General features: G+C 77.0%; 9 protein-coding genes and 1 pseudogene. 4 read left to right on the top strand and 6 right to left on the bottom strand.

Annotation, left to right across the window (positions count from 1 at the left end):
- Positions 1–206 precede the first annotated feature (206 nt).
- Together ACFY2K_RS07750 and ACFY2K_RS07745 are read left to right on the top strand one after the other, a co-directional pair.
- Positions 207–806 carry a thioredoxin family protein gene (locus ACFY2K_RS07750; protein WP_387710169.1) on the top strand — a complete coding sequence of 200 codons (600 nt, stop codon included), beginning with the start codon at positions 207–209 and terminating at the stop codon, positions 804–806.
- Entirely contained in the window at positions 803–1315 is a 513-nt protein-coding gene (locus ACFY2K_RS07745) for a hypothetical protein (protein ID WP_380594676.1), read from the top strand. Before ACFY2K_RS07750 ends, ACFY2K_RS07745 begins: the two co-directional genes overlap by 4 nt.
- Before the next feature lie 58 nt (positions 1316–1373).
- On the opposite strand, the gene ACFY2K_RS07740 is transcribed toward ACFY2K_RS07745, so the two are convergent.
- A complete protein-coding gene (locus tag ACFY2K_RS07740; RefSeq protein ID WP_380644697.1) occupies positions 1374–2276 on the bottom strand; it encodes a LysR family transcriptional regulator in 903 nt (300 codons plus the stop codon).
- A 160-nt stretch (positions 2277–2436) separates the two neighbouring features.
- Here ACFY2K_RS07740 and ACFY2K_RS07735 point away from each other — a divergent pair, with 160 nt between their 5' ends.
- Both ACFY2K_RS07735 and ACFY2K_RS07730 read left to right on the top strand, forming a co-directional pair.
- The gene (locus ACFY2K_RS07735; RefSeq protein WP_380522323.1) at positions 2437–2730 is read left to right on the top strand and encodes a DUF1330 domain-containing protein; all 294 of its coding nucleotides are present in this window, start codon (positions 2437–2439) and stop codon (positions 2728–2730) included.
- Between the two features lie 275 nt (positions 2731–3005).
- Entirely contained in the window at positions 3006–4139 is a 1134-nt protein-coding gene (locus ACFY2K_RS07730) for an FAD-dependent oxidoreductase (protein WP_387710166.1), read from the top strand.
- 7 nt (positions 4140–4146) lie between these two features.
- On the opposite strand, the gene ACFY2K_RS07725 is transcribed toward ACFY2K_RS07730, so the two are convergent.
- The 5 genes and pseudogenes from ACFY2K_RS07725 to ACFY2K_RS07705 all read right to left on the bottom strand — a co-directional run bounded on the left by ACFY2K_RS07725 (position 4147) and on the right by ACFY2K_RS07705 (position 23168).
- A complete protein-coding gene (locus tag ACFY2K_RS07725) occupies positions 4147–5196 on the bottom strand; it encodes a hypothetical protein (RefSeq protein WP_387710164.1) in 1050 nt (349 codons plus the stop codon).
- Between the two features lie 132 nt (positions 5197–5328).
- Complete coding sequence (locus ACFY2K_RS07720) at positions 5329–6879, bottom strand: aspartate aminotransferase family protein (RefSeq protein ID WP_387710162.1); 1551 nt, start codon at positions 6877–6879, stop codon at positions 5329–5331.
- Positions 6880–6904: 25 nt separating this feature from the next.
- Positions 6905–13456 carry an SDR family NAD(P)-dependent oxidoreductase gene (locus tag ACFY2K_RS07715; protein WP_387710160.1) on the bottom strand — a complete coding sequence of 2184 codons (6552 nt, stop codon included), beginning with the start codon at positions 13454–13456 and terminating at the stop codon, positions 6905–6907.
- 33 nt (positions 13457–13489) lie between these two features.
- Positions 13490–20104 (bottom strand): annotated as a pseudogene (locus ACFY2K_RS07710) (thioester reductase domain-containing protein); the annotation flags it as partial.
- 145 nt (positions 20105–20249) lie between these two features.
- A complete protein-coding gene (locus ACFY2K_RS07705) occupies positions 20250–23168 on the bottom strand; it encodes a type I polyketide synthase (RefSeq protein WP_387710158.1) in 2919 nt (972 codons plus the stop codon).
- Positions 23169–23351: the final 183 nt, after the last annotated feature.

Genomic DNA, 23351 nt, shown 5'->3' with positions numbered 1-23351 from the left:
CCCCTGGGACGTGGTGCGGACAGTGCGGGAACCGTATCGACGCATGCCCGCCGGCGTGGGCGGTACGGCGCTTCCGTGACCGCTCCGGAACGCACCCGCCGCTCTCCACCCGCACCGTTCAGCTCACCAACCCCTGCTGCACACCCGGCAGTTCACTTCCCGTCGACACAACCGACACCACCACCCACCACCCCGAAGGGGACCCCATGCGGCACCACCGCGCCCTGCTCGCCGGCACCGTCCTGTCGGCGGTGCTGATCACCGGCTGCGACTCCACCACCCGAGCCGCCGAGCGCCCCACGACCACTCCGGCAACCGCCACCGCCACCACCGCCGCCACCGCGGCCACCTCCGCTGCCGCGCCGACGGCCGCCACCGCAGCCGCGAGTGCCGGGACGGCGCCCGCCGACCTGCCCGACGGATACGACGCGACCCGGGACGCCGAGGCCGATGTGAAGGCCGCCCTGGCCCGCTCCGCCGGGGACCAGCGCCCGGTCCTGCTCGACTTCGGGGCCAACTGGTGCCCCGACTGCAAGGTGCTGGACAAGCTGTTCCGCTCCCCGCAGGTCACCCCGCTGCTGCGGGACGACTACCGGGTCGTCGCGGTGGATGTCGGCCGCTTCGACCACAACCTCGACCTCGCCGCCCGGTACGTCGACCTCCGGAGCAGCGGCATCCCCGCCCTGGTGGTGCTCTCCCCCGACGGCACCGTGCGCACCGCCAGCAACGACGGGGCCTTCTCCAACGCCCGCGCCATGAGCGCCGGCACGGTCGCCACCTTCCTCACGCGCTGGGCGCAGGCATGACGGTGACCCGACGGGCGGCCGGCGCGGTCGCCGCACTCCTGGTCCTCGGGGCGGCCGGCTGCGCCGCCGACCCGGCCCCGGCCGCCGCCCCCATCGCCAGCTACCGTGGCGGCGGGGTCACCGTCTCCCTCCGGCTCGCCCCCGGCGACGACGGCCACCTGGTCCTCGCCGCCACCTTCACCCCCGACGAGGCGGGCTTCCACCTCTACAGCGTCGACCTGCCCGCCGACGGCATCGACGGCCTCGGCCTGCCCACCCGGCTGGCCGTGCGCGGCGGGCTGACGCCGGACGGCGCCGTCCGGGCCGACCGCCCGCTGCGCACCGTCAGCCCCCTGGACCTCGGGGTGCAGCTGCCCGTCTACCCGGACGGCGCGGTCACCGTCGCGCTCCCGGTCCGCCGGACCGCGGCCGGGCCGAGCGAAGCCGTCGTCAGCTTCGGCGCGTGCAGCGAACAGCGCTGCCTGATCCCCGTCACCGACCAGGTCGTCCCGCTCGGCGCGGTCGGCTGACGAACCGATCGCCGAACCGTCGCACCGCCCGCATCCGGCACGTTGGGCCTCTTGCGCGTCAGTCCGGCAGCCAGTGCAGCTCGTGCGCCAGGGTTCTGGCGGCGGTACGGACGCGGCGGTGCAGCGGCAACTGCTCGCGCGGGAGGACCAGGTGGAACGTCAGGCCGGGCGCGCCCCGCAGCGGTCGCCAGGTGAGACCGGCCGGTTGTGCCGTGGCCGCGGCTTCACCGGCGGGGGCGAGGGTGACCCCGTCGCGCAGGTCGCGCTGGGACATGTCGAAGGACACGGCGAGCGTGTGGAACCGGGGGTGCGGTCGGGTGTCCCGGAACACCGCGGACAGCTGATCGTGGACCACGGGGTTGGCCGCACGGTCCGGGAGTCGCAGCGGATACGCGGCCGCGTCGGCGATCTCGATCTCCGGGTGTCCGGCCAGCGGATGGTGCTGCGCCAGCTGGACCCCGATGCGCGCACGCCGCAGCAGCAACCTGCGTACGCCTCGGCCCGGTTGCTCACCGCGGGTGATCCCGGCATCGATGCGGCCGTCGGCGACCGCGGGGGAGATCTCCGGTGTCGCCATCGGGACCGCTCGGACGTCGAGTCCGCTGTTGTCGCGCATCAGCCTGTCCACCAGGGCCGGTGTCGTCTCGGCCCCGGTGCTGAGGCTGTATCCGATGCGCAGCGTGCCCAGTTCACCGGCCGCCGCGCTCCGGGCGGTGTCCCATGCCCGGTCCAGCGCCGCCAGCGCGGGCGGCGCGGACTCCGCCAGCGCCGCACCGGCCGTGGTCAGTACGACGCTGCGCGTGCTGCGGACCAGCAGGGCCGTACCGAGTTCCTTCTCCAACCGGCGCATCCGGGCGCTGAGTGCGGGCTGGGCGATGCCGATCCGTGCGGCTGCCCGGGTGAAGTTCAACTCCTGTGCCAGCACCAGGAAGTAGCGCAGGCTCACGGTGTCCGGCGCCACGTGCCCTCCCCCCCCGATTGATAACGATCCGTTCTGAGCCTAGCCCGTACCGGTCTTTCCCTCGGCCGCACGTCAAGCCCTAGCCTGCGCATGCCGGGATCGACCGATCCGGGTGTCGATGCGGAGCCGGACGTGTCCGGCCGAACGCAGGAGGTTCTCCGTGGCCAAGGGCTACTGGGTCAGTGTCTACCCCGCGATGTCCGACCCTGAGGGGCTGACCGCCTACGACGAGCTGGCCGGTCCGGCTGTCCGGGCCGGGGGCGGGCGCCTCCTGTCCCGTGGCAGTCGAGTCGTCGCCCGCGAGGCCGGAATCACCCAACGCGTCGTGCTGATCGAGTTCGACAGCTTCGAACAGGCCGTCGCGGCCTACGAGAGCGCGGCGTACCGGAAGGCGCTGCTGGCCCTCCCCGACGGCTTCGAGCGCGACTTCCGCATCACCGAAGGCCTCGACTGACCGACGGGAGGCCCTCGACCGGTGGCGCACCGACGCCGAGCACCGAGCGGCGCAGCAGCGCGGCCGGGCCCAGTGGTACCAGAGCTACTCGCTGCACGTGGCCAAGGTCGAGCACAGCCACGGGTTCACCCGCGCGAAGGGGTGACAGCGGAGCAGTGACAGCTGTCATACCGGATCGGTGACGGAGCGACCTGCCGCACGGGGGTCGTGGTCGGCCAGGCTGACGCTGCAAGGAACGAACGGCCGAGAAGGCAGGCGGGGAGAGGGTGCGCAGCATGAAGGTGTTGGTGGCCGGGGCCGGGATCGGGGGGCTCTGTCTGGCCCAGGGGCTGGTCCGGGCCGGGATCGACGTGCGGGTGTTCGAGCGGGAGGGCGCGGCGGACAGCCGGTACCAGGGGTTCCGGATCGGGCTGGACGAGCCCGGACTGGCCGCGCTGCGGGAGTGCCTGCCGCCCCGGCTGCACGGCCTGCTGACGGCGGTGACCGGACCGCTCGCCGGCGAACGGCGCGTGGTGGACGAGCAGTTGACGGAGCTGCGGCGGCTCGGCCCGACCGGCGGGGGAACCGCCGCCGACCGGCACGTGCTGCGGCAGCTGCTGCTGGCGGGGCTCGGGGACCGGGTGGAGTTCGGGCGGGCGGTCGTCGGGTACCGGGAGCGGGCGGACGGCCGGGTGGAGGCACGGTTCGCGGACGGCACCGGCGTGCTGGGCGACCTGCTGGTCGGGGCGGACGGCGTGGGCTCGGCGGTACGGCGGCAGCTGCTGCCCGGGGCCGAGGTCGCCACCGTACCGGGCGGCGCGCTGCTGGGGCGCACCCCGATGACCGAACGGCTCGCCGCGCTCGTACCGGGCGCCGGCACCCTGGTCCAGGGGCCCGGGGCGAGCCTGCTGATCGGCCGGATGGACTTCCGCCGCCCGCCCCGGCTCGCGGCGGCCGAACTGGCGCCGGAGGTGGAACTGCCGGACACCGGGAGCTACCTGCGCTGGGTGGTGATGCTGCCCGAGCCGCTCACGGGCCCCGCGCCGACGGACTGGGCGCAGGTGCGCGACCGACTGCTCGTCCTGGTCCGCGACTGGCACCCGGACCTGGTCGAGCTGGTCCGGCGGTCCGACGTCGGCAACAGCTCACCACTGACGTTCCGCTACTCCGAGCCGGTACCCCACTGGGGCACCGGGCCGGTCACCCTGCTCGGCGACGCGATCCACCCCATGCCGCCCAGCGCCGGCCAGGGCGCCAACCTCGCGTTCCACGACGCCGCCCTGCTCTGCCGCTCGCTCACCGCCGTCCACCGCGGCGAGGCCGAACTGCCCTCCGCCGTCCAGGAGTACGAACTGCTGATGCTCGACCGGGGCTTCACCGCGGTCGCCGCCGGCCTGGCCCGACTCCCGGACTTCACCCCGTCGCGCTAGGCACCGGCTACGGGCGGCCCCGTTCGGCGATGGCTCCGGCGACCGCGGCCAGGTGGTGGGAGGTCTCCCAGGCACGGCGCTGGCCGGGGTTGCCGGGGCCGGTCACGAGGTCGAGGGCCCGGCGGCGGATCTCCTCTCCGCCCCAGGAGGCGTCGGGGCGGGTGGCGTCCCAGACGTCGGCCCGGGTGAGCTGACGGCACAGCCGGAGGGCTTCCAGGCCCGTCGCGTCGACCGCCCGGACGACGTGCCAGTGGCGGCCGCCGGTGTAGCGCAGGTTGGCGGGCGCGGCCCGGACCTCGGCGGGTTCCGGCGGGTCGGGGTGGGTGACGCCGTGGTCGCCGAAGTCGGGCGGCGGGCCGGCCGCCCCGCGGGCGACGTGCTCCCAGAGGTCCAGCTCGTGACGGCGCAGGGCGGTCAGGACGTACGGCCGGACCCGGCGCAGACTCGGCGGGAACGCCCCCGCTGCCAGCGCGATGTGGCGCCAGGGGTGTGCGCGGGCCCAGCCGAGGACGGCGAGCGCGCGTGGCACCAGGGCGGTGACCGCGTCGGGGCCGGGCAGGTAGCCGGCGTCGAGCAGCAGGTCGGTGTCCTGCGGGGTGAGCGCCACGGCGGCCAGGGCGGCGCGCACGTCCTCGGTCAGGTCGCCCGGGCCGCCGGGCAGGTGGTGCAGGTCGATCCGCAGGCAGCCGCCGGCGCCGTGGGCCCGCTGGGCACGGCGGATCTCGTCGAGGGAGCCGACCGGGTCGGTGGTGCGGAAGGCGGGGATGAGCGTCTGGAGCCACTGCTCGAAGTGCTCGCTGAGCCACCGCATGGCGTGGCCGCGGTAGCCGGTCCCGACCGCGCCCTGCTGCCAGAGCTGACCGCAGTCGACGGTGACGGTCAGCCGGGCGGGGAGGTGGTCGCCCGCGTGGCGGGCGAAGGTCTGCACGACATCGGCCAGACGCCGGTCGGGGTGGACTTCGAGCAACGGGCGGATGCGCGCCTGCACGTGGGCGCCGATGTGGCCCAGGGCGATGAACTCGCCCGCCTTGCCGCGCAGGATCGGTACGTACTCCATCGGCCCCCCGCTGACGGTCGTGCGTGCGCGGTGCGTCGCTGTCGCTCCGTCAGTGTGCGGTGCACGACGCCGCCCCACCAGGGCGCGTACCGGGCGCACTCGCCCCCGGTACGCGCCTCGGTGCGCCCTGCGTCAGCGTGCGAGGAGGCGGACACCGTCCTGGGTGCGGAGGAGGTCGCAGAGGGCGCGCAGGCCGGATTCGGCCTGGGCGATCTGGGGGTCGGTGATGTGGACGGAGGGTTCGATCCGCAGGGTGGTCGTCGCGCTGGCGGTCGGGAAGACCCGCAGGGCGTGGGCGTGGAGGAGGTAGCCGGCGGCGGCGTAGCCGAGGACGCCGGCCCGGGAGAGTTCGCGCAGGGCCGGGGAGGTGGAGTCGCCCTGGTCGCGCAGTTCCAGGCCGAGCATCAGGCCGCGGCCTCGGACGTCGGCGACGACGTCCTTGAAGTCGTCGCGGATGCCCTCCAGCCGGGCCAGGATCCGTTCGCCGCGTTCGGCGGCCTGCCGGTAGCGGGCGCCGCCGTCGGCCTCCAGCAGGTCCAGGGTGCGGGCGGCGATCAGGGTGGAGAAGGCGTCCTTGGCGAAGGTGGAGCTGTGCAGCAGCTCGAAACCGGGCCGGTGGCGGCGGTGGTGCACCAGCATGACCGCGGCCTTGGCGAGGCCGCCGCCGAGGCTCTTGGCGAGTACGTAGTAGTCGCCGCGCAGCCCGATGGCGGAGCTCGCCAGGAAGCTGCCGGTGCGGCCCATGCCGCTCTGCACCTCGTCCACCACGATCGGGCAGTCCGCCTCGGCGCAGATCCGCTGGAGCTCGCGCGCGTACCCGGCGGTGAGCGGCCGGACCCCGCCCTCGCCCTGGACGGGTTCCAGTACCAGGGCGCACAGCCGGGGCAGCCGGTGCTCGGCCAGGTCCACGGTGCCGTCGGAGACGGTGAGGCCCAGGGCCGTGCGGTGTTCCTCGGCGATCGCCGCGGCGAGGGCGGCCGGGTCCTCGGCGGGGACGAACCGGCAGGGGGCGGCCAGGGCCCGGAAGGGCTCCCGGACGACCGGGTTGTGGGTGAGCTGGACGCTGCCGACGAGCTTGCCGTGGAAGCCGCCGGTCAGGGCGAGCAGCACGGGCGGCTCCTCGGCCCGCGCCCGGTTGGCGGCGGTGAGGGCGGCGGCCAGGGACTCGAAGTCCCCGCCGTCGGCGAGCCGCCGGGCGGCCGCGGAGAGGACGGCGCCGTCCCGGACGGCCCGGCGGGCCCGGTCGGTCTCCTCGTCGATCCGGGCGAGCAGCTCGGCCGCCTTGAGCCCGCGGTCGAGTTCGGCGTGCTTGACGGCGGCCTCGACCGCCTCGGCGCCGCTGTTGGCGAAGACGGCGGTGTACGGGCCCGGGTCGCCGGTGTCGCGGTGGAGGATCTCGTTGAGCCGCCGGGCGACGGTCTCGGCGTACGGGTGCAGTGAGAACTGGGCGTGCACCGGTACCCGCGCGCTCAGCAACTCCTGGGCGAGGGCGAGGATCTCGGGGTGGTTGTGGCCGAGGATCGTCGCGCCGAAGCCGCCGACGAGGTCGAGCACGGGGAGTTCGCGGCCGTCGTCGCCGCGCCGGTAGAGGGTGTCGCCCTCGGCGCGGACGTACTCGACGGCCAGGCCCAGGGACTCCAGTTGGGCGCGGAGGAAGGGTTCGGCCAGACCGGTGATGGTCATCGCGGTGCCTTTCTGGCGGTGCCGGTCAGAGCCGGGTGTCGATGAAGCGGAGGAGTTCGTCGTCGTCGGCGTCGGCGAGTTCGTCGGCCAGTTCCCTGGCCGGTTCGCCGGCGGGTGCCCCCGCCGGGACGCTCGCCGTCGGAGCGGCGGCGAGGGGGCGGGCCGGGGCGGTGGCGGGTTCGAGCCGCTGGAGCAGGGTGCGCAGCCGGGCGGTGAGGTCCGCGCGGGACTCCTCGTCCACGGCCGTGAGGGTGCGTTCCAGGGTGTCCAGGGCGGCGGCCGCCTGCCGGTGTTCCCGGACGGAGCCGAGCAGTCGGCCCAGCTGCTCGGCGACGGCGGCCGGGCTGGGGTGGTCGTAGACCAGGGTGGCGGGGAGCCGGGCGCCGGTGAGCCGGGCCAGCCGGTCGCGCAGTTCGAGCGCCATCAGGGAGTCGAAGCCCGCGTACTCGAAGGGTTCCTCGGCCGGGATCCGCTCGTCCGCCCCGAGCACCTCGGCGGCCTCGGCCCGGACCAGGTCGAGCAGGGCGGCGGGGTCGGCGGCGACCAGCCGGACGGCCTGCGGTCCGGGAGCCGTGGTACCGGGCGTGGGGTCGGCGGTTCCCCCGGTGGGATCGGCGGTGCCGGGTTCGGCGAGGTCGCGCAGCACCGCGGGGGCCGGGTGCCGGACGGCGCCGGGGTCCAGGGCGAGCGGGACGAGGACGGCCCGGCCGTCGGCGAGGCCCGCGTCGAACAGTCGCAGCCCCTCGGCGGGGTGGAGCGGCCGGACGCCGGTGCGGGCCAGCCGGGCGCGGCCGGCCCGGCCCAGGGCGGCGGTCATGCCGTCGGGCGCGTCCCAGGACCCCCAGGCCAGCGACACCGCGGGCAGGCCGGCGGCCCGGCGGCGGGTCGCGAGGCCGTCCAGGAAGGCGTTGGCGGCCGCGTACCCGGCCTGGCCCGCGGTGCCCAGGACACCGGCGGCGGAGGAGCAGAGCACGAGCGCGACGGGTGCGGGGAGCTCGCGGGTGGCCCGGTCGAGCCAGACGGCGGCGTCGGCCTTGGGGCGCAGCACGGTGTCGAGCCGGTCCGGGGCCTGGGAAGCGACCACCGCGTCGTCCAGCACGCCGGCGGCATGCACGACGACGGTGAGCGGCGCCTCGGCGGACACACCGGCGACCAGGGCCCGGACCTGCTCCCGGTCGGCGACGTCGCACCGGACGGCCTCCGCGTGGGCGCCCAACTCGGCCAGCTCGGCGCAGAGTTCGGCGGCACCGGGGGCTTCGGCGCCGCGCCGGGAGGCGAGCAGGACGCGGCGCAGGCCGTGGCCCGTCACCAGGTGGCGGGCGATCAGCCGGCCGAGCTGGCCGGTGCCGCCGGTGACGATCGCGGTACCGGCCGGGTCCAGCACCGGGCCGTCCGTCGGCGCGGGGGTGCGGGCGGCCAGGCGGGGCACCCGGACGGCCGGGCCGCGGAGGGCGAACTGCGGCTCGTCCGCGGCGGCCGCCTCGCCCAGTGCGGCCGCGACCGCGCGGGCGCAGTCCTCCGGGGTCGCGTCGGCGGGCAGGTCGAGGTCGGCGAGCAGCAGGCGGCCGGGGTGCTCGGTCTGGGCCGAGCGGACCAGGCCGCACACGGCGGCCTCGGCCGGGTCGACGGGTTCCCCGTCCTCGGTCGCCACGCCGTGGCGGGTGGCGACGACCAGGCGGCGGTCCTCGTACCGGGGGTCGGCGAGGAAGTGCTGGACGGCCGCCAGGGCGCGGGCGGTCGCGCGCCGGACCCGTGCGGTGTCCTCGGCGGGGGCGTCGGCGGCGTCGGCGGGCGGGAGCAGCAGCCAGCCGGACGCGTCCGGGGGCAGCACCGCCGGGTCCGCGACCGGTGTCACCGGGACGGGCGCCGCGCCGCGCACGGGCAGGTCCCGCCAGGCGAGGCGGAACAGGTCGCCCGTGCCAGCGAACGCCCGCACCGGCACCGGCCCGGGGCCCGGCTGCGACACCGGCTCCGGCCAGTACCGCCGCCCCCGGAAGGGGTAGGTCGGCAGGTCGATCCGGCGCGCGCCGGGCGGCAGCAGCGGCGTCCAGTCGACCGGGACGCCCCGGACGAAGGCCTCGGCGAGCGAACGGGCGAACCGCGTCCGGCCGCCCTCACCCCGGGTCAGGCTGCCGCAGACCACGGCGGCCCGGCCCGCCCCGGTGTCGGCCAGCGTCGCCTCGATCGCCGTGCCCAGCACCGGGTGCGCGCCGACCTCGACGAAGGTGGTGAAGCCCTGCTCGGCGAGCGCCCGGACGGCGGGTTCGAAGCGGACCGGGTGGCGCAGGTTGCGGTACCAGTAGTCGGGCCCGACCGGGCCGCCGACCCAGTCGCCGTCGACCGTCGAGTACCAGGGCACCGTCGGCGCCGACGACCGTACGCCGTCGAGGAGTTGCAGCAGTTCCGGCTCCAGCTGCGCCACCTGCGCGGTGTGCGAGGCGTAGTCGACCGGGATCATCCGCACGTCGATCCCGCGCCGCTCCAGCTCGGCGTGGAACCCGCTGAGCGCCGCGCCGTCCCCCCCGACCACGGTGCGCTCCGGCCCGTTCACGGCGGCGATCTCGACTCCCCCGCCGCAGGCCCGGATCCAGTCCCGGACGCGGCGCTCGGGCAGCGGTACGGAGAGCATCCCGCCGGTGCCCGCGAGGCGGGCGCCGATGGCCCGGCTGCGCAGCGCGACCGTCCGGGCGGCGTCCGCGAGGGTCAGCGCACCGGCCGCGCAGGCGGCGGCGATCTCGCCCTGCGAGTGGCCGAGGACGGCCGCCGGACGGACGCCGTACGACTGCCAGAGGGCGGCGAGCGAGACCATCACCGCGAAGGACACCGGCTGGGCCACGTCCACCCGGTCCAGCGGCGGGGCGTCGGGGGTGCCGTGCACGACGTCGGCGAGCGACCAGTCGACGGACCGGGCGAGGGCCTGTTCGCAGGCGGCCATCCGCTCGGCGAAGACCGCTTCGGACTGCCACAACTCCCGCCCCATGCCGGCCCATTGGGCACCCTGGCCGGGGAAGACCAGGACCACGTCCTGGTCCACCCGGTCCGCCGGCGCGGTGCCGGTGACCAATCCGGGAGTCGCCGCGCCGGACCTGCTCGCCCCGCCCGTCGCGAGGGCCCGCAGCGCCGCGCGGGCCTGCGTCCCGTCCTCCGCCAGCACGACGGCCCGGTGCTCGAACAGCGCCCGCCCGGCGAGTGCGGAGCGCGCCGCGTCCTGCGGCCGGGCCCCGTCGTCCAGCAGGTCGGCCAGCCGCCCGGCCTGGGCGGCCAGTGCCTCCGGAGTCCGGGCGGAGATCACGAGCGGCACCAGCGGCACCAGCGGTTCCGGCCCGGCCTCGGTGGCGGGTTCCTCGACCGGGGCCTGTTCCAGCAGCACATGGGCGTTGGTCCCGCTGATCCCGAACGAGGAGACCCCGGCCCGGCGCGGGCGCCGCCGCTCGGGCCAGGGGGCGGTGGCGGTGCGCAGCCGCACCGCGCCGCCGGACCAGTCGACCCTGCTGCTCGGGCGGTCGACGTGCAGGGTGCGGGGCAGGACGCCGTGCCGGAGGGCCAGCACGGTGGCCGCCACGCCGACGAGGCCGGCGGCCGCCTGGGTGTGCCCCAGGTTGGACTTCACCGAGCCCAGCAGCAGGGGCTCGGTGCGCTCCGGCCCGTACGCGGCGATCAGCGCCTGGGCCTCGATCGGGTCGCCCAGCACGGTGCCGGTGCCATGGGCCTCCACCGCGTCGACCTCGTCGGGGCGCAGTCCGGCGTCGGCCAGGGCGCGGCGGATCACCCGTTGCTGGGCGGGGCCGTTGGGCGCGGTCAGCCCGTTGGAGGCGCCGTCCTGGTTGACGGCCGAGCCGCGGACCACGGCGAGCGGGCGGCGGCCGGCCCGCCGGGCGGCGGAGAGCCGCTCCAGGACGAGGACGACGGCGCCCTCGGCCCAGCCGGTGCCGTCCGCGGCCTCCGCGAAGGGCTTGCAGCGCCCGTCGGGGGCGATGCCGCGCTGGCGGGAGAACTCGACGAAGGCGTCCGGGGTGACCATCACCGTCGCCCCGCCGACCAGCGCGGTCGTGCACTCGCCGGACCGCAGCGAGCGCAGTGCCAGGTGCAGGGCGACCAGCGAGGAGGAGCAGGCGGTGTCCACCGCGACGGCCGGGCCGTGGGTGCCCAGGACGTACGCCACCCGGCCGGCGGCGATGCTGGTCGCACTGCCGGTGACCCGGTAGCCGTCGGCCGTGCGGGAGACCGGGACGCGCTCGGTGTAGCCGTTGGCGAACACGCCGGTGAACACGCCGACGTCCTGGCCGCGCAGGGCGGTCGGGGCGATGCCGGCCCGTTCGAGCGCCTCCCAGCTGGTCTCCAGCAGGAGCCGCTGCTGGGGGTCCATCGCGGCGGCCTCGCGCGGGGAGATGCCGAAGAAGTCGGCGTCGAAGAGCGCGGCGTCGCGCAGGAAGCCGCCGTGCCGGGTGTCGGAGCGGCCGGGGGCCTCGGGGTCGGGGTCGGCGAGGGCGGCGAGGTCCCAGCCGCGGTCCTCGGGGAAGCCGGAGACGGCGTCCCGTTCCTCGCTGAGCAGCTGCCAGAGCGCCTCGGGGGTGGTGATGCCGCCGGGGAGGCGGACGGCCATGCCGGTGATCACCACCGGGTCGTCGGCGGGCCCGGTCCCGGGGCCTGACGCGGGCTCGGGCTCGGACCCTGGCCCGAACTCGCCTTCCGTGGAGGGGGTTTCGCCGAGCCGGGCGCGCAGCAGCGCGACCACGGCCGCCGGGGTCGGGTGGTCGAAGGCCAGCGTGGCGGGCAGGGTCAGGCCGGTGGCCTCGGCCAGCCGGTCGCGCAGGGCGACGGCCCGGAGGGAGTCCAGGCCGAGTTCGGCGAAGCCGGCGGTGGCGCCGTAGCGGCGGCCGGGCGGGAAGCCGAGCGCCGCCTCGGTCGCGGCCGCGACCAGTGCGGCCAGGCCGTCCGGGCGCGGCGGCCCGGGGAATTTCGAGCCCGGTCCTTCCGTCGCGCGGGCACCCGTCGCCCGGGCTTCCATCGCGCGGGCTTCCATCGCGCGGGCTTCCGTCATGGCCGGCAGCAGCAGCCGCAGCGCCGCCAGGTCGGCCTTGCCGGCGCCGTTGCGCGGGAGCTCCGCGACCAGGTGCAACCGGACGGGCAGCTTGTGCGGCGCCAGCCGGGCCGCGCCGAACTCCCGTACCGTCTCCAGGCTCGGGGCACTGCCGGGCTCGGCCACGGCCACCGCGACGACGGTCTCGCCCCACTCCGGGTGGGCGGTGCCGAGGACGGCGAGTTCGCGCAGGCCGGGGCAGTCGGCCAGGGCGCGCTCGACCTCGGCGGGGTAGACCTTCTCGCCGTTCTGGATGATGACGTTCTTGAGCCGGTCGACCAGGTACAGGCAGCCGTCGGCGTCCAGGCGCCCGAGGTCGCCGGTGCGGAACCAGCCGTCGGCGTCCCGGAGTTGCTCCTCGTCGCGCCAGTAGCCGGGCGAGACGTGCTTGCCGCGCACCCAGACCTCGCCCGGCCGGTCCGGGTCGGCGACGTCCGTTCCGGTGTCCGGGTCGACGATCCGCAGCTGGGTGAAGGGCATCGCCCGGCCCGCCGAGCCGGCCTTCGCCAGGGTGAGCTCCGGCGGCAGGTAGCTGGCGAAGCAGGCGGTCTCGGTCAGGCCCCAGGCCTGCTGGAGCAGCACCCCGCGGGCCGCGTAGTCGCGGACCAGTCCGGGCGGGACGGGGGCACCGGCCACCACGGCGCCGCGCAGCGCGGACAGGTCGGCGGCGGCGAAGCCGGGCTGCCGGGCCAGCAGGGCGTACATCGAGGGGACGGCGAAGAAGGTGTCGACCCGGAGGGCGACCAGGTCGCGCAAGGTCCGCTCGGGGTCGAAGCGGCGGCGCAGCACGGTGGTGCCGCCGTGGCCGAGGTTGCGCAGGGTGAAGCAGTTGAGCCCGCCGATGTGCGACAGCGGGGTGACCACCAGGTTGACGTCGTCCTCGCGGGTGGTCATCGCCGCGTCGATGTTGGCGGCGTTCCACCAGATGTTGCCGTAGGTGAGCCGGACGCCCTTGGGCCGGCCGGTGGTGCCGGAGGTGTACAGCAGGACGGCGAGGTCCTCGGCGTCCAGCGGCGCGGGCTGGCGCGGCGGCTGGGGGGCCGCCGCCAGGGCGGGGGCGAGCGGCGTCCAGCGCGGGTCGGGCGGGCCGGTCACGGGGGCGGCCGGGTCGTCGTCCACCAGCAGCAGCCGCGCCCCGGACGACGGGTCGACCAGCGGCGCGTGGCCCGGTTCGGCGACCACGGTGTGCGCTGCGCAGTCCCGCAGCAGCTCCGCCACCTCGGCGGCGCCGAGCCGGTGGTTGACGGGCACGAAGGCGGCGCCCAGCCAGCCGCAGGCGAGGTACGTCACCAGCAGCGTCGGACTGTTCAGACCCAGGTAGGCGACCTGGCGGCCGGCCGTCACCCCGCCGTCGGCGAGCACCTCGGCCAGGCGGCCGGCCCGGTCCAGCAGTTCGGGGTAGCCGATCTCGGCTTCCTCGTAGTGCAGGGCCGGGCCCGCCCCGGGCCGCCGGGCCGCGCGGCGCAGCGCGTCGATCGGGGTGATCTCCAGATGCATGGTCGTCCTCCTGGTCGGGCGGGCGGGGCGCGGTCAGGCGGTGGGCACGGGCGGCGCGGTGCCGGTACCGATAGCGATAGCGGTGCCGGTTCCGGTTCCGATAGCGGTGCCGGTACCGGTGCCGGTCGGGGGCGGCAGCCAGCCGGTGCGGACGAAGAAGTCCACGTACCGGCGGAACAGCGGCAGGTCGATCGGTGGGCAGGCGATCCCGGTCCCGGCCAGCGCCGCTTCGGCGGCGGACACGTCCATCAGCGGGTGGACGGCCCGGTGTCCGGCGATCCGCTCGAACGGGTCGAGCAGCGGGGTGAGCGCGTTGCCCGGGTGGGCCCGCACCGTCCGGCACCACCGCTCGAGTTCCACCTCGGGCAGCGAGTACCCCAGTTCCCGCAGGTAGCCGGTCAGTTCGCCGTACCCCTCGGTGCTGGTGTTCTGCAGGTGGAAGGTCCGGCCGGCGTTCCCGCGCTGCCCGGCCAGAGTGGTGACGGCCGCGCTGATGTAGTCGACGGGGGCCAGGTGGACGGCACCCGCGCCCGCGAGCCCGGCCGGGACGGCCCCGGACTGGACCAGGCCCTTGAGGCTCAGCCAGAAGAAGTCCCTGGTCTGGCAGGCCCCGTGGACCTGGTCGCCGCAGACCACGTCGACCCGGTACACCGTCACCGGCAGTCCGCGCTCCCGGGCGATCCCCACCACCTGCTCGGCCACCCACTTGCTCTGGGCGTAGCCGTTGGCCAGCACCTGCGGCGGGCCGGTCGGGGAGGACACCGTGCGCGGGCCGGGCTCCGCGCCCTTCTCCGCGAACACGGCGGTGGAGGAGACGTGGTGCACCGGCACGGTGCGGTGCCGGGCCGCCAGCCGGAGCACCTCCCGGGTGCCGTCCACGTTGGCGGCCCGGAGTTCGCTGTACGGGCGCAGCCAGTTGACGGCGGCCCCGGCGTGGTGGACCACGTCGACGATCCGGGCGAGCCGGTCGAACTCCAGCTCGGTGAGGCCGAGTCGGGGCCGGCTGAGGTCGCCGACCACGACCGCGAGGCGGTCCGGGTCGATCTCGTCCCACACCCGGTACCAGCTCAGGCGTTCGCGCAGCCGCTCGGCGGCCGCGGCCGGGTCGGCGGCGCGCACCAGGCAGTGCACGGTCGCCTTGGTGGAGCGCATCAGGTCGCGCAGCAGGAAGGCGCCGAGGAAGCCGGTCGCGCCGGTGAGCAGGACCTCCCGGGGCTCGACGACGTCCGCGACGAGCTCGGCGGCCGGGCGGACGTCCTCGTCCAGGCGGACGTCGGCGGCGAACTCCCCGGCCGGATCGGGCGCGTAGCCCGGATCCGCGCGGCCCGGATCCGCGTAGCCCGGTCCTGTGCCCACCGGTTCCGTGCCGAGCGGTTCCGCGCCGAGCGGTTCCGTACCGACCGGTTGCGTGCCGGCCCGATCAGGAGCCCCGGTCGGCGTGCCGGTCCCGTCGGGTGCCTGCGGCCCGGCGAGCGCCGCCAGCAGGTGGTCCGCCAGCGCCGCCGGTGTCGGGTGGGCGAACACCGCCCCGGGGGCGAGCCGCAGACCGGTCAGCGCGTCCAGCCGGTTGCGCAGTTGCACGGCGGCGAGCGAGTCGAAGCCCAGCGCCGGGAAGGCGTCCTCGGCGCCGACGGCGGCCGCGTCGGGGTGGCCGAGCACCCGGCCGGCCTCCCGGCGGACCAGCTCGACGGCCTCCTCGCGGGCCCGCTCCGGCGCCAGCGCGCCGATCCTCCGGGCGAACGGCTCCGCCGCCGCCTCCGTCGTCCCGGCGCGGGGCCGGGGCGGCAGCGGCGCGAGGCCGGTGAACACCGTGGGCAGCTCGGCGGGGTGGCGCCGCATCGCGGCCAGGTCCAGCGGCGCGGCGAGGACGGCGGCCTGCGGCCCGGTCAGGGCCGCGTCCAGCAGCGCCGGGCCGTCGGCCGCGGTGACCGGGCGCAGCCCGCTGCGGGCGATCCGCCGCAGATCGGCCTCGCCGAGGTGCCCGGCCATCCCGCCCTCGTCCTGCCACAGGCCCCAGGCGACGGAGGTGGCGGGCAGGCCGAGGGCGGCCCGGTGCTCGGCGAGCGCGTCCAGGAAGGTGTTGGCGGCGGCGTAGTTGGCCTGGCCCGGCCCGCCGACGATCCCGGCGACGGAGGAGAACAGCACGAAGGCGGACGGCCCGTGCGGGAGGGTCAGCTCGTGCAGGTGCCAGGCCGCGTCGACCTTGGGGCGCAGCACCGCCGCCAGCCGTTCGGGGCTCAGGGTGGCCAGCAGGCCGTCGTCCAGCACCCCGGCCGCGTGCACGACGGCGGTCAGCGGCCGGTCGGCGGGGACGGCGGCCAGCAGCTCCGCGAGCGCGGTCCGGTCGGCGACGTCGCAGGCCGCGACGGTGGCCCGCGCGCCGAGCGCGGCCAGTTCGGCGACCAGGGCGGCCGCGCCGGGGGCCGCGGGCCCGCGCCGACCGGTGAGCAGCAGGTCGCTCACGCCGTGCCGACGCACCAGGTGGCGGGCGAACACGGCGCCGAGGGCGCCGGTTCCGCCGGTGAGCAGCACGGTGCCGTCGGTGGGCCAGGGCGGGGCGGGGGTCGCGGAGCCGCCGTCGGGCTGCCCGGCCCGGGCCAGGCGCGGGACCAGCACCCGCCCGGCGCGGATCGCCGCCTGGGGTTCGCCGGTGGCGAGCAGCCCGGGGAGGGCGGCGGCGGCGGCCGGGTCGTCGTCCAGGTCGACCAGCACGATCCGGTCGGGGGCCTCGGACTGGGCCGAGCGCAGCAGGCCCCAGACGGTGGCGGCCGCTGGGTCGCTCACCCCGGCCACGGCGCCCCGGGTCGCCACCACCAGCGGGACGCCGGCGGCGCGCCGGTCGGCCGACCAGCACCGGGCCAGCTCCAGGGCTCGGGCCGCCAGTGCGTGGGCCCGGGCCGGGACGTCGGGCTCGGCACCGGGCAGCAGCGGGGCGAGCACCGCGTCGTAGCCGCCGATCGCGCCGAGCAGCTCCTCGACCCGCGCGAACCGGTGGGCCCCGTCCGGTAGCGGTCCGGCGCCGACCGGCAGCTGTCCGGCGCCGACCGGCAGTGCTCCGGTGCCGGACGGCAGCGGTCCGGCCCCGTCGGTGAGCACCGCCCAGCGCACGTGCGGCGCCGACGACGGCAGGGTGAGCGGCGCCCAGTCGACGTGGAACAGCCCGTCCCGGGCGCGGTTCCGCTGCGCCGTAGCCGCCCGGTCGGGACCGTCCGTCGCCCGCAGGCGCACGGCCTCGACGTCGGCGACCGGCCGCCCGGCGGGGTCGGTCAGCCGCAGCGCCGCGCCGTCCGGCCCGGGGGTGATCCGGGCCCGGAGCCGGGTGGCGCCCGCCGCGTGGAGCCGGACGGCGCGCCACTCGGCGGCGAGCCCGGGGCCGGCGCAGCGCGCCGCCGCGTCCAGCAGCCCCGGGTGCAGTCCCCAGCCCTCCGCCGTCGTGCCGTCCGGGAGCGCCAGTTCGGCGAACAGCTCGCCGTCCAGCCGCCACAGCGCCGTGACCCCGTCGACGTCCGTCGCCACGGCCTGTGCGCCCGGTGGCGGCCAGGCCCCCTCGTCGGCGACCGTCCGCACGCCGCCCCGGCCGAGCGCGCCCGAGGCCACCGGGGCCCAGCCGCCGCTCTCCCCGGCCCTGGTGTGCACGGTGAACGCCCGACACCCCCGGTCGTCCGCCGGTGCGAGCACCAACTGGGCCTCCAGCGAGCCGCGTTCGGGCGGCTCCGGCAGACAGTCGACCGTCAGCTCGGCCAGCACCGCGCACCCGGCCTCCTCGCCCGCCCGCAGCGCCAGTTCCACCAGCTCGGCCGGGGAGCGGCCGGGCAGCCGTCCGTCGAGGACCAGCTCCGCGCGCCCGGCCAGTTCGGTGACGCCGGTCAGCAACGGGTGCCCGAGCGCCCACCCGCCGGTTCCCCGGCCCGCGGCGCGCGGCGGCGTCAGCCAGTACCGCTCCCGCTCGAACGGGTACGTCGGCAGGGCGACCGCCGCCGTCCGCCCGGGCGGGCCGAGGACGGCGCGCCAGTCGACCGGCACCCCGGCCGTCCACAACGCCGCCAGCGCGCCGAGCAGCCCGGGCACCTCGGCGGAGCCCGCCCGTGCGCTCGGCACCGCCGTGACCTGCCGGTCGCCGTCGGCGAGGCAGGCGGCGACCAGCGGCGACAGCACCGCGTCCGGGCCCACCTCCAGCGCGGTGCCGACGCCCTGGGCGGCCAGGGTGCGGACGGCGTCGAGGAAGCGCACCGGCCGGCGCAGGTGCGCCGTCCAGTGGTCCGGGGAGCGCAGCTCCTCGGCGGTGGCGGGGCGGCCGGTCACGGTGGACACCAGCGGCAGCGTCGGCGCGGCCGTCCGGGTGTCCACCGGCCGGACGGCTGCCACGGCGCGTCGGAACTCGGCGAGCACCGGGTCCAGTCCGGCGGAGTGCACGGCCCGGCTGATCGCCAGGCGGCGGGTGCGGCGGCCGCGCTGTTCGGCCTCGGCGGCGACGGCGCCCACCGCGTCGGCCTCGCCGGACACCACCACCGAGGCGGGACCGTTCACGGCCGCCAACGAGACCCGGCGGCCGTGCCGGGCCAGCAGGTCGACCGCCTCGGCCTCGGAGACCTCCAGGGCGACCACCGCCGCGTCGGCGGGCAGCGCCTCGACCAGCCGGCCCCGGACGGCGAGGACGGTCGCGGCGTCCGGCAGCGACAGCACTCCGGCGACATGGGCGGCCGCGAGTTCCCCGGCCGAGTGCCCGGCCACCACGTCGGGCCGTACCCCGAAGGACTCCAGCAGCCGGAACAGCGCCACCTCGAAGGCGAACACCGCCGCCTGCGCGTAGCCGAAGCGCTCCAGCTCTCCCCCGCCGGCCAGGACGGCGGCGAGCGGCACGGGCAGGTGCGGGTCCAGTGCGGCGCCGACCTCGTCGAAGGCCGTCGCGAAGGCCGGGAACGCCCGGTACAGCTCCCGCCCCTGCTCCGGCCGCTGGGACCCGTGCCCGGGGAAGAGGAAGGCGAGCCGGCCGGGCCGTACGGGCGCCCCGGACGTCACGGACGTCACGGACGCCACCGACGTCACGGGCGCTTCGTCGGCGAGTGCCCGCAGACGGCTCGTCAGCTCGTCCCGGTCGGCGCCCACCACGGCCGCCCGGTGCTTGAGCCCGGGCCGCCCGGCCAGGGCCTCGGCGACGGCACGGGGCGGGGTGTAGGGGTGCCGTTCCAGGTGCGCCAGCAATCGGGCGGCCTGGGCGCGCAGCGCGGTGGGCGTGGCGGCGGAGAGCAGCCAGGGCACGGCGGGGAGCCCGTCGGGGTCCGGCTCGGGGCCCTCCTCCGGTGCCTGTTCCAGCACCAGGTGAGCGTTGGTCCCGCTCACCCCGAAGGCCGAGACGCCGGCCCGGCGCGGGCCGTCGGTCCGCGGCCAGGGGCGCTGCTCGGTGAGCAGCTCGACCCCGCCCGCCCGCCAGTCGACCAGCGGCGTCGGCGCGTCCACGTGGAGCGTGGCGGGCAGCACGCCGTGGCGCAGCGCCTGCACCGTCTTGATCACCCCGCCGATCCCGGCGGCGGCCGTGGCGTGCCCGAGGTTGGACTTGACCGAGCCGAGCAGCAGCGCTCGCCCGGCCGGGCGGTCCGCGCCGTAGACGGCTTGCAGGGCCTGCGCCTCGATCGGGTCGCCGAGCCGGGTGCCGGTGCCGTGGCCCTCGACGGCGTCGACCTCGGCCGGGGTGAGTCCGGCGTCGGCCAGGGCGCGGCGGATCACCCGCTCCTGGGCGGCGCCGTTGGGCGCGGTCAGCCCGTTGGAGGCGCCGTCCTGGTTGACGGCCGAGCCGCGCAGCACGGCGAGCACCCGGTGCCCGTGCCGGCGGGCGTCGGCGAGCCGCTCCAGCAGGACCAGCCCGGCGCCCTCGGCCCAGCCGGTGCCGTCCGCCGCCGCGGCGAAGGACTTGCAGCGGCCGTCCGGCGCCAGGCCGCGCTGGCGGGCGAAGTCGACGAAGCCGAGCGGCGAGGCCAGCACCGTCACGCCGCCCGCCAGGGCGAGCGAGGACTCGCCGCAGCGCAGCGAGCGGGCGGCCAGGTGCAGCGCCACCAGGGAGGAGGAACAGGCGGTGTCCACGGTGACGGCCGGGCCCTGGAAGCCGAAGGTGTACGCGATCCGGCCGGAGACCACGCTGCCCAGCCGCCCGGTCAGCAGGTAGCCCTCGTACTCGGCCGGGGTGTCCGGGCCGAGGTAGGACTGTTCGGTGGCGCCGGCGAACACCCCGACGTCGGTGCCGCGCAGCGCCGTCGGGTCGATGCCCGCGTGCTCGAACAGCTCCCAGGCGGTCTCCAGCAGCAGCCGCTGCTGCGGGTCCATCGCGGTGGCCTCGCGTGGGGAGATGCCGAAGAACCCGGCGTCGAAGCGGGTGGCGGTGTCCAGGAAGCCGCCCTCGCGCGCGTAGCTGGTGCCGGGCGTCTCGGGGTCGGGGTCGTAGAGGGCGTCGAGGTCCCAGCCCCGGTCGGCGGGGAAGGGGGTGATGGCGTCCCGGCCGTCCAGCACCAGCCGCCAGAGGTCCTCGGGCGAGCCGACGCCCCCGGGGAAGCGGCAGGCCATGCCGACGATCGCGATCGGCCCGTCGTGGGACGACTCCTCCTGGGACGACTCCAGTTCGGCGATCCGGCGCCGGGCGTCGCGCAGGTCGGCGGTGACCCACCGCAGGTAGTCGACGAGCTTCTCCTCGTCCGGCATGCTGGGCTTCCTCTCTCGGCGGGCGTGCTGCCGGGCGGGCGGGCGATCAGGTGCGGGCGAGCCGCGGTCAGGTACGGGCATGCGGTCAGCTACGGGCGTGCGGTCAGGTACGGGCCCGGCCGAGCTCGTGGTCGATGAGGTCGAACAGCTCGTCCTTGGTGGCGGTTTCGAGCCGTCCGAAGCGGCCGAGGAGCGCCCGCAGGCGTTCGGTGACCGCGAGCAGCTCCGGGCCGCCGGCCGGCAGCCGCCCCAGCACCGCTTCCAGCCGGTCGACTTCGGCGAGCGCGTCCGGCCCGTCGGCGGCGTCCGGACCGTCGGCGGCGGACAGCCGGTCGAGCAGGAGGTCGGCGACGGCGTCCGGGGTGGGGTGGTTGAACAGCACGGTGACCGGCAGCTCGATCCCGGCGAGGGCGGCCAGCCGGTTGCGCAGCTGGACGGCGGTGAGCGAGTCGAAGCCGAACTCCCGGAAGGGGCGCGACACTTCGACGGTCGCCGGGTCGGCGATCCGCAGCACGGCGGCCGCCTCGGCGCGCACCGCGTCGAGCAGGTGGGCGCGCCGCTCCCCGGCGGGGAGGGCGGCCAGGCTCCGGGCGAGCGCGCCCTCGCCCGCCGACCGGGCGGACGGCGTTGCGGGCGGGGCCTCGGCGGGCGCGGGTGCGATCGGCTCCAGCCAGTAGCGCTCGCGTTGGAACGGGTACGTCGGCAGGTCGACGTGCCGGGTGCCGGTCCCGGCGAAGAAGGCGGACCAGTCGACGGCGGCCCCGGCCGTGTGGAGCCGGGCCAGCTCTCGGACGACGGCGTAGGGGGCCTCCTCGCCGGGCGCGAGTTCCAGGCTCAGCACCGGCCCCTCCGGCAGCGGCCTCTCCGACAACGACCCCTCCGGCACCGGCCCGTCCTCGGCCAGGACGCGTTCGGCCCAGGCCTCCGGGTCCGTCCACCGCCCGGCCGGCTCCTCGCCACCGCTCGGGGCAGACCGCAGCGGCACGGTCGGCGCCGCGAAGGCCAGCGCCGCCGACTCCTGCCGGAACTCCGCGCGGGCCGCCGCACCGCCGCCCTGCCGGAGCAGCCGCTCGCGGGCCGCGAGCAGGGCCACCGCGTCCGGCACCGGGAGCACCCCGGCGAGGTGCGCGGCCACCACCGCGCCGCTGCCCCGGCCGACCAGCGCCGCCGGGCGCAACCCCCAGGCCGCGTACAGGCGGTGGAGCGCCAGCCGCGCGGCGAAGCCGCCCGACGCACCGGGCACGGCGTCCAGTTCCCGGTACGCCTCGGCGAACACCGGGAAGGCCGCACGGAGTTGAACCACCGCCTCCGGCCCTGGCCCGTCGCCGTCCGGGCAGAGCAGGACCGGCCGGACCTCCCCCGGTACCCGGCGGGCCGCGTCCGCCGCGACCGTGCCCGCCAACTCCGCCAGTCGCTCGACGAGTTCGGCGGCCGTACCGCCGACCACCGCCGCCCGGTACGGCAGCGCCGCCCGGGTGGTGGCCAGCGCCCGGGCGACGTCCCGGAAGTCCGGGGCCCTCCCCGGGCCGCCGACCAGCGCCAGCAGATCGCGCGCCCGCTCCGCCAAGGCCCGGGCGGACCGGGCCGAGAGCACCCACGGCACCACCGGCAGGACCACCGACGCCTCCCCCGCCTCCTCGGGCGGCGCCTCCTCCAGGATCACGTGCGCGTTCGTCCCGCCGAGGCCGAAGGAGGAGACCGCCGCCCGGCGCGGCCGCTCGCCCCGGGGCCAGTCGCGGGCCTCGGTGAGCAGGGCGACCGCGCCCGAGTCCCAGTCCACGTGCGGCGAGGGCTGTTCGGCGTGCAGGGTGGCGGGCAGCCGGCCGCGCCGCAGCGCCTCCACCGTCTTGATCACCCCACCCACCCCGGCGGCGGCCTGGGCGTGGCCGAGGTTGGACTTGAGCGAGCCCAGCCACAGCGGCCGCTCGGCGGAGCGCTGTCCGTAGGTGCGCAGCAGCGCCCGGGCCTCGATCGGGTCACCGAGCGCCGTCCCGGTGCCGTGGGCCTCGACGGCGTCGATGTCCGCCGTGGCGAGCCGGGCGTCGGCGAGGGCGGCGCGGATCACCCGTTCCTGGGCGGGGCCGTTGGGCGCGGTCAGCCCGTTGGAGGCGCCGTCCTGGTTGACGGCCGAGCCGCGCACCACGGCGAGCACCCGCCGGCCGTCCCGGCGCGCCTCGGACAGCCGGGCGAGCACCAGCAGTCCGGCGCCCTCGCCCCAGCCGACCCCGTCGGCGGCCGCCGAGAAGGCCTTGCACCGGCCGTCCGGGGCGAGGGCGCGCTGGCGCGAGAAGCCGAGGAAGGCCGCGGGGGTGGACATCACCGTCACGCCGCCCGCCAGGGCGAGGTCACACTCGCCGCGGCGCAGCGCCGCGCAGGCCAGGTGGAGGGCGACCAGGGAGGAGGAGCAGGCGGTGTCGACGCTGACGGCGGGGCCCTCCAGGCCGAAGGCGTAGGCGAGTCGGCCGGAGAGGACGCCGGGGGCGCTGCCGCTGAACAGGTAGCCCTCGAAGTCCTCCCGGGGCAGCTGCGGCCGGCTGCCGTAGTCGTTGTACATCACCCCGGCGTACACGCCGGTGCGGCTGCCGCGGAGGGCCTCCGGCGGGATTCCGGCGCGTTCGCAGGCCTCCCAGGCGATTTCCAGCAGGATGCGCTGCTGGGGGTCGGTGCCGAGGGCTTCCCGGGGGGACATCCCGAAGAATTCGGCGTCGAACCGATCGGCGTCGTACAGGAATCCGCCCTGTTCGACGTAGCTGGTGCCGACGGCGTCGGGGTCGGGATGGAACAGGGAATCGAGCGGCCAGCCCCTGTTCGACGGGAATCCGGCGACCGCGTCGACCCGGTCGGCGACCAACTGCCAGAGCTTTTCCGGGGAATCGGCGCCGCCGGGGTAGCGGCAGGCCGCGCCGAGGACCGCGATCGGCTCCGACTGCCGTTCCTCCAGGGCGCGCAGGCGTTCCCGGGTGTCGACGGCGTCGGCGACCACGCGCTTCAAGTACTGGCGCAGGGTGTCATTGTCGGCCACGTGGGTCTCCGGTCCTGGGCGGGCGGGCAGGGCGGCGCGACGTCGGACGATCGCGCACGCACCCTAGCCGGGCATCCGATCTCTATCAGATCTGACCCACCGTCAACATTGCGAGCAGGAAAGTATGCAGAGCAGGCAATCGGCCCGGTGTTTCCGACGATTCGTCAAAAGCGAACAACATCG

Origin of the sequence: Kitasatospora sp. NPDC001309 (genome assembly GCF_042896295.1) — a bacterium.
Lineage (GTDB): Bacteria > Actinomycetota > Actinomycetes > Streptomycetales > Streptomycetaceae > Kitasatospora.
This window is presented reverse-complemented; position numbering and strand designations above follow the sequence as displayed.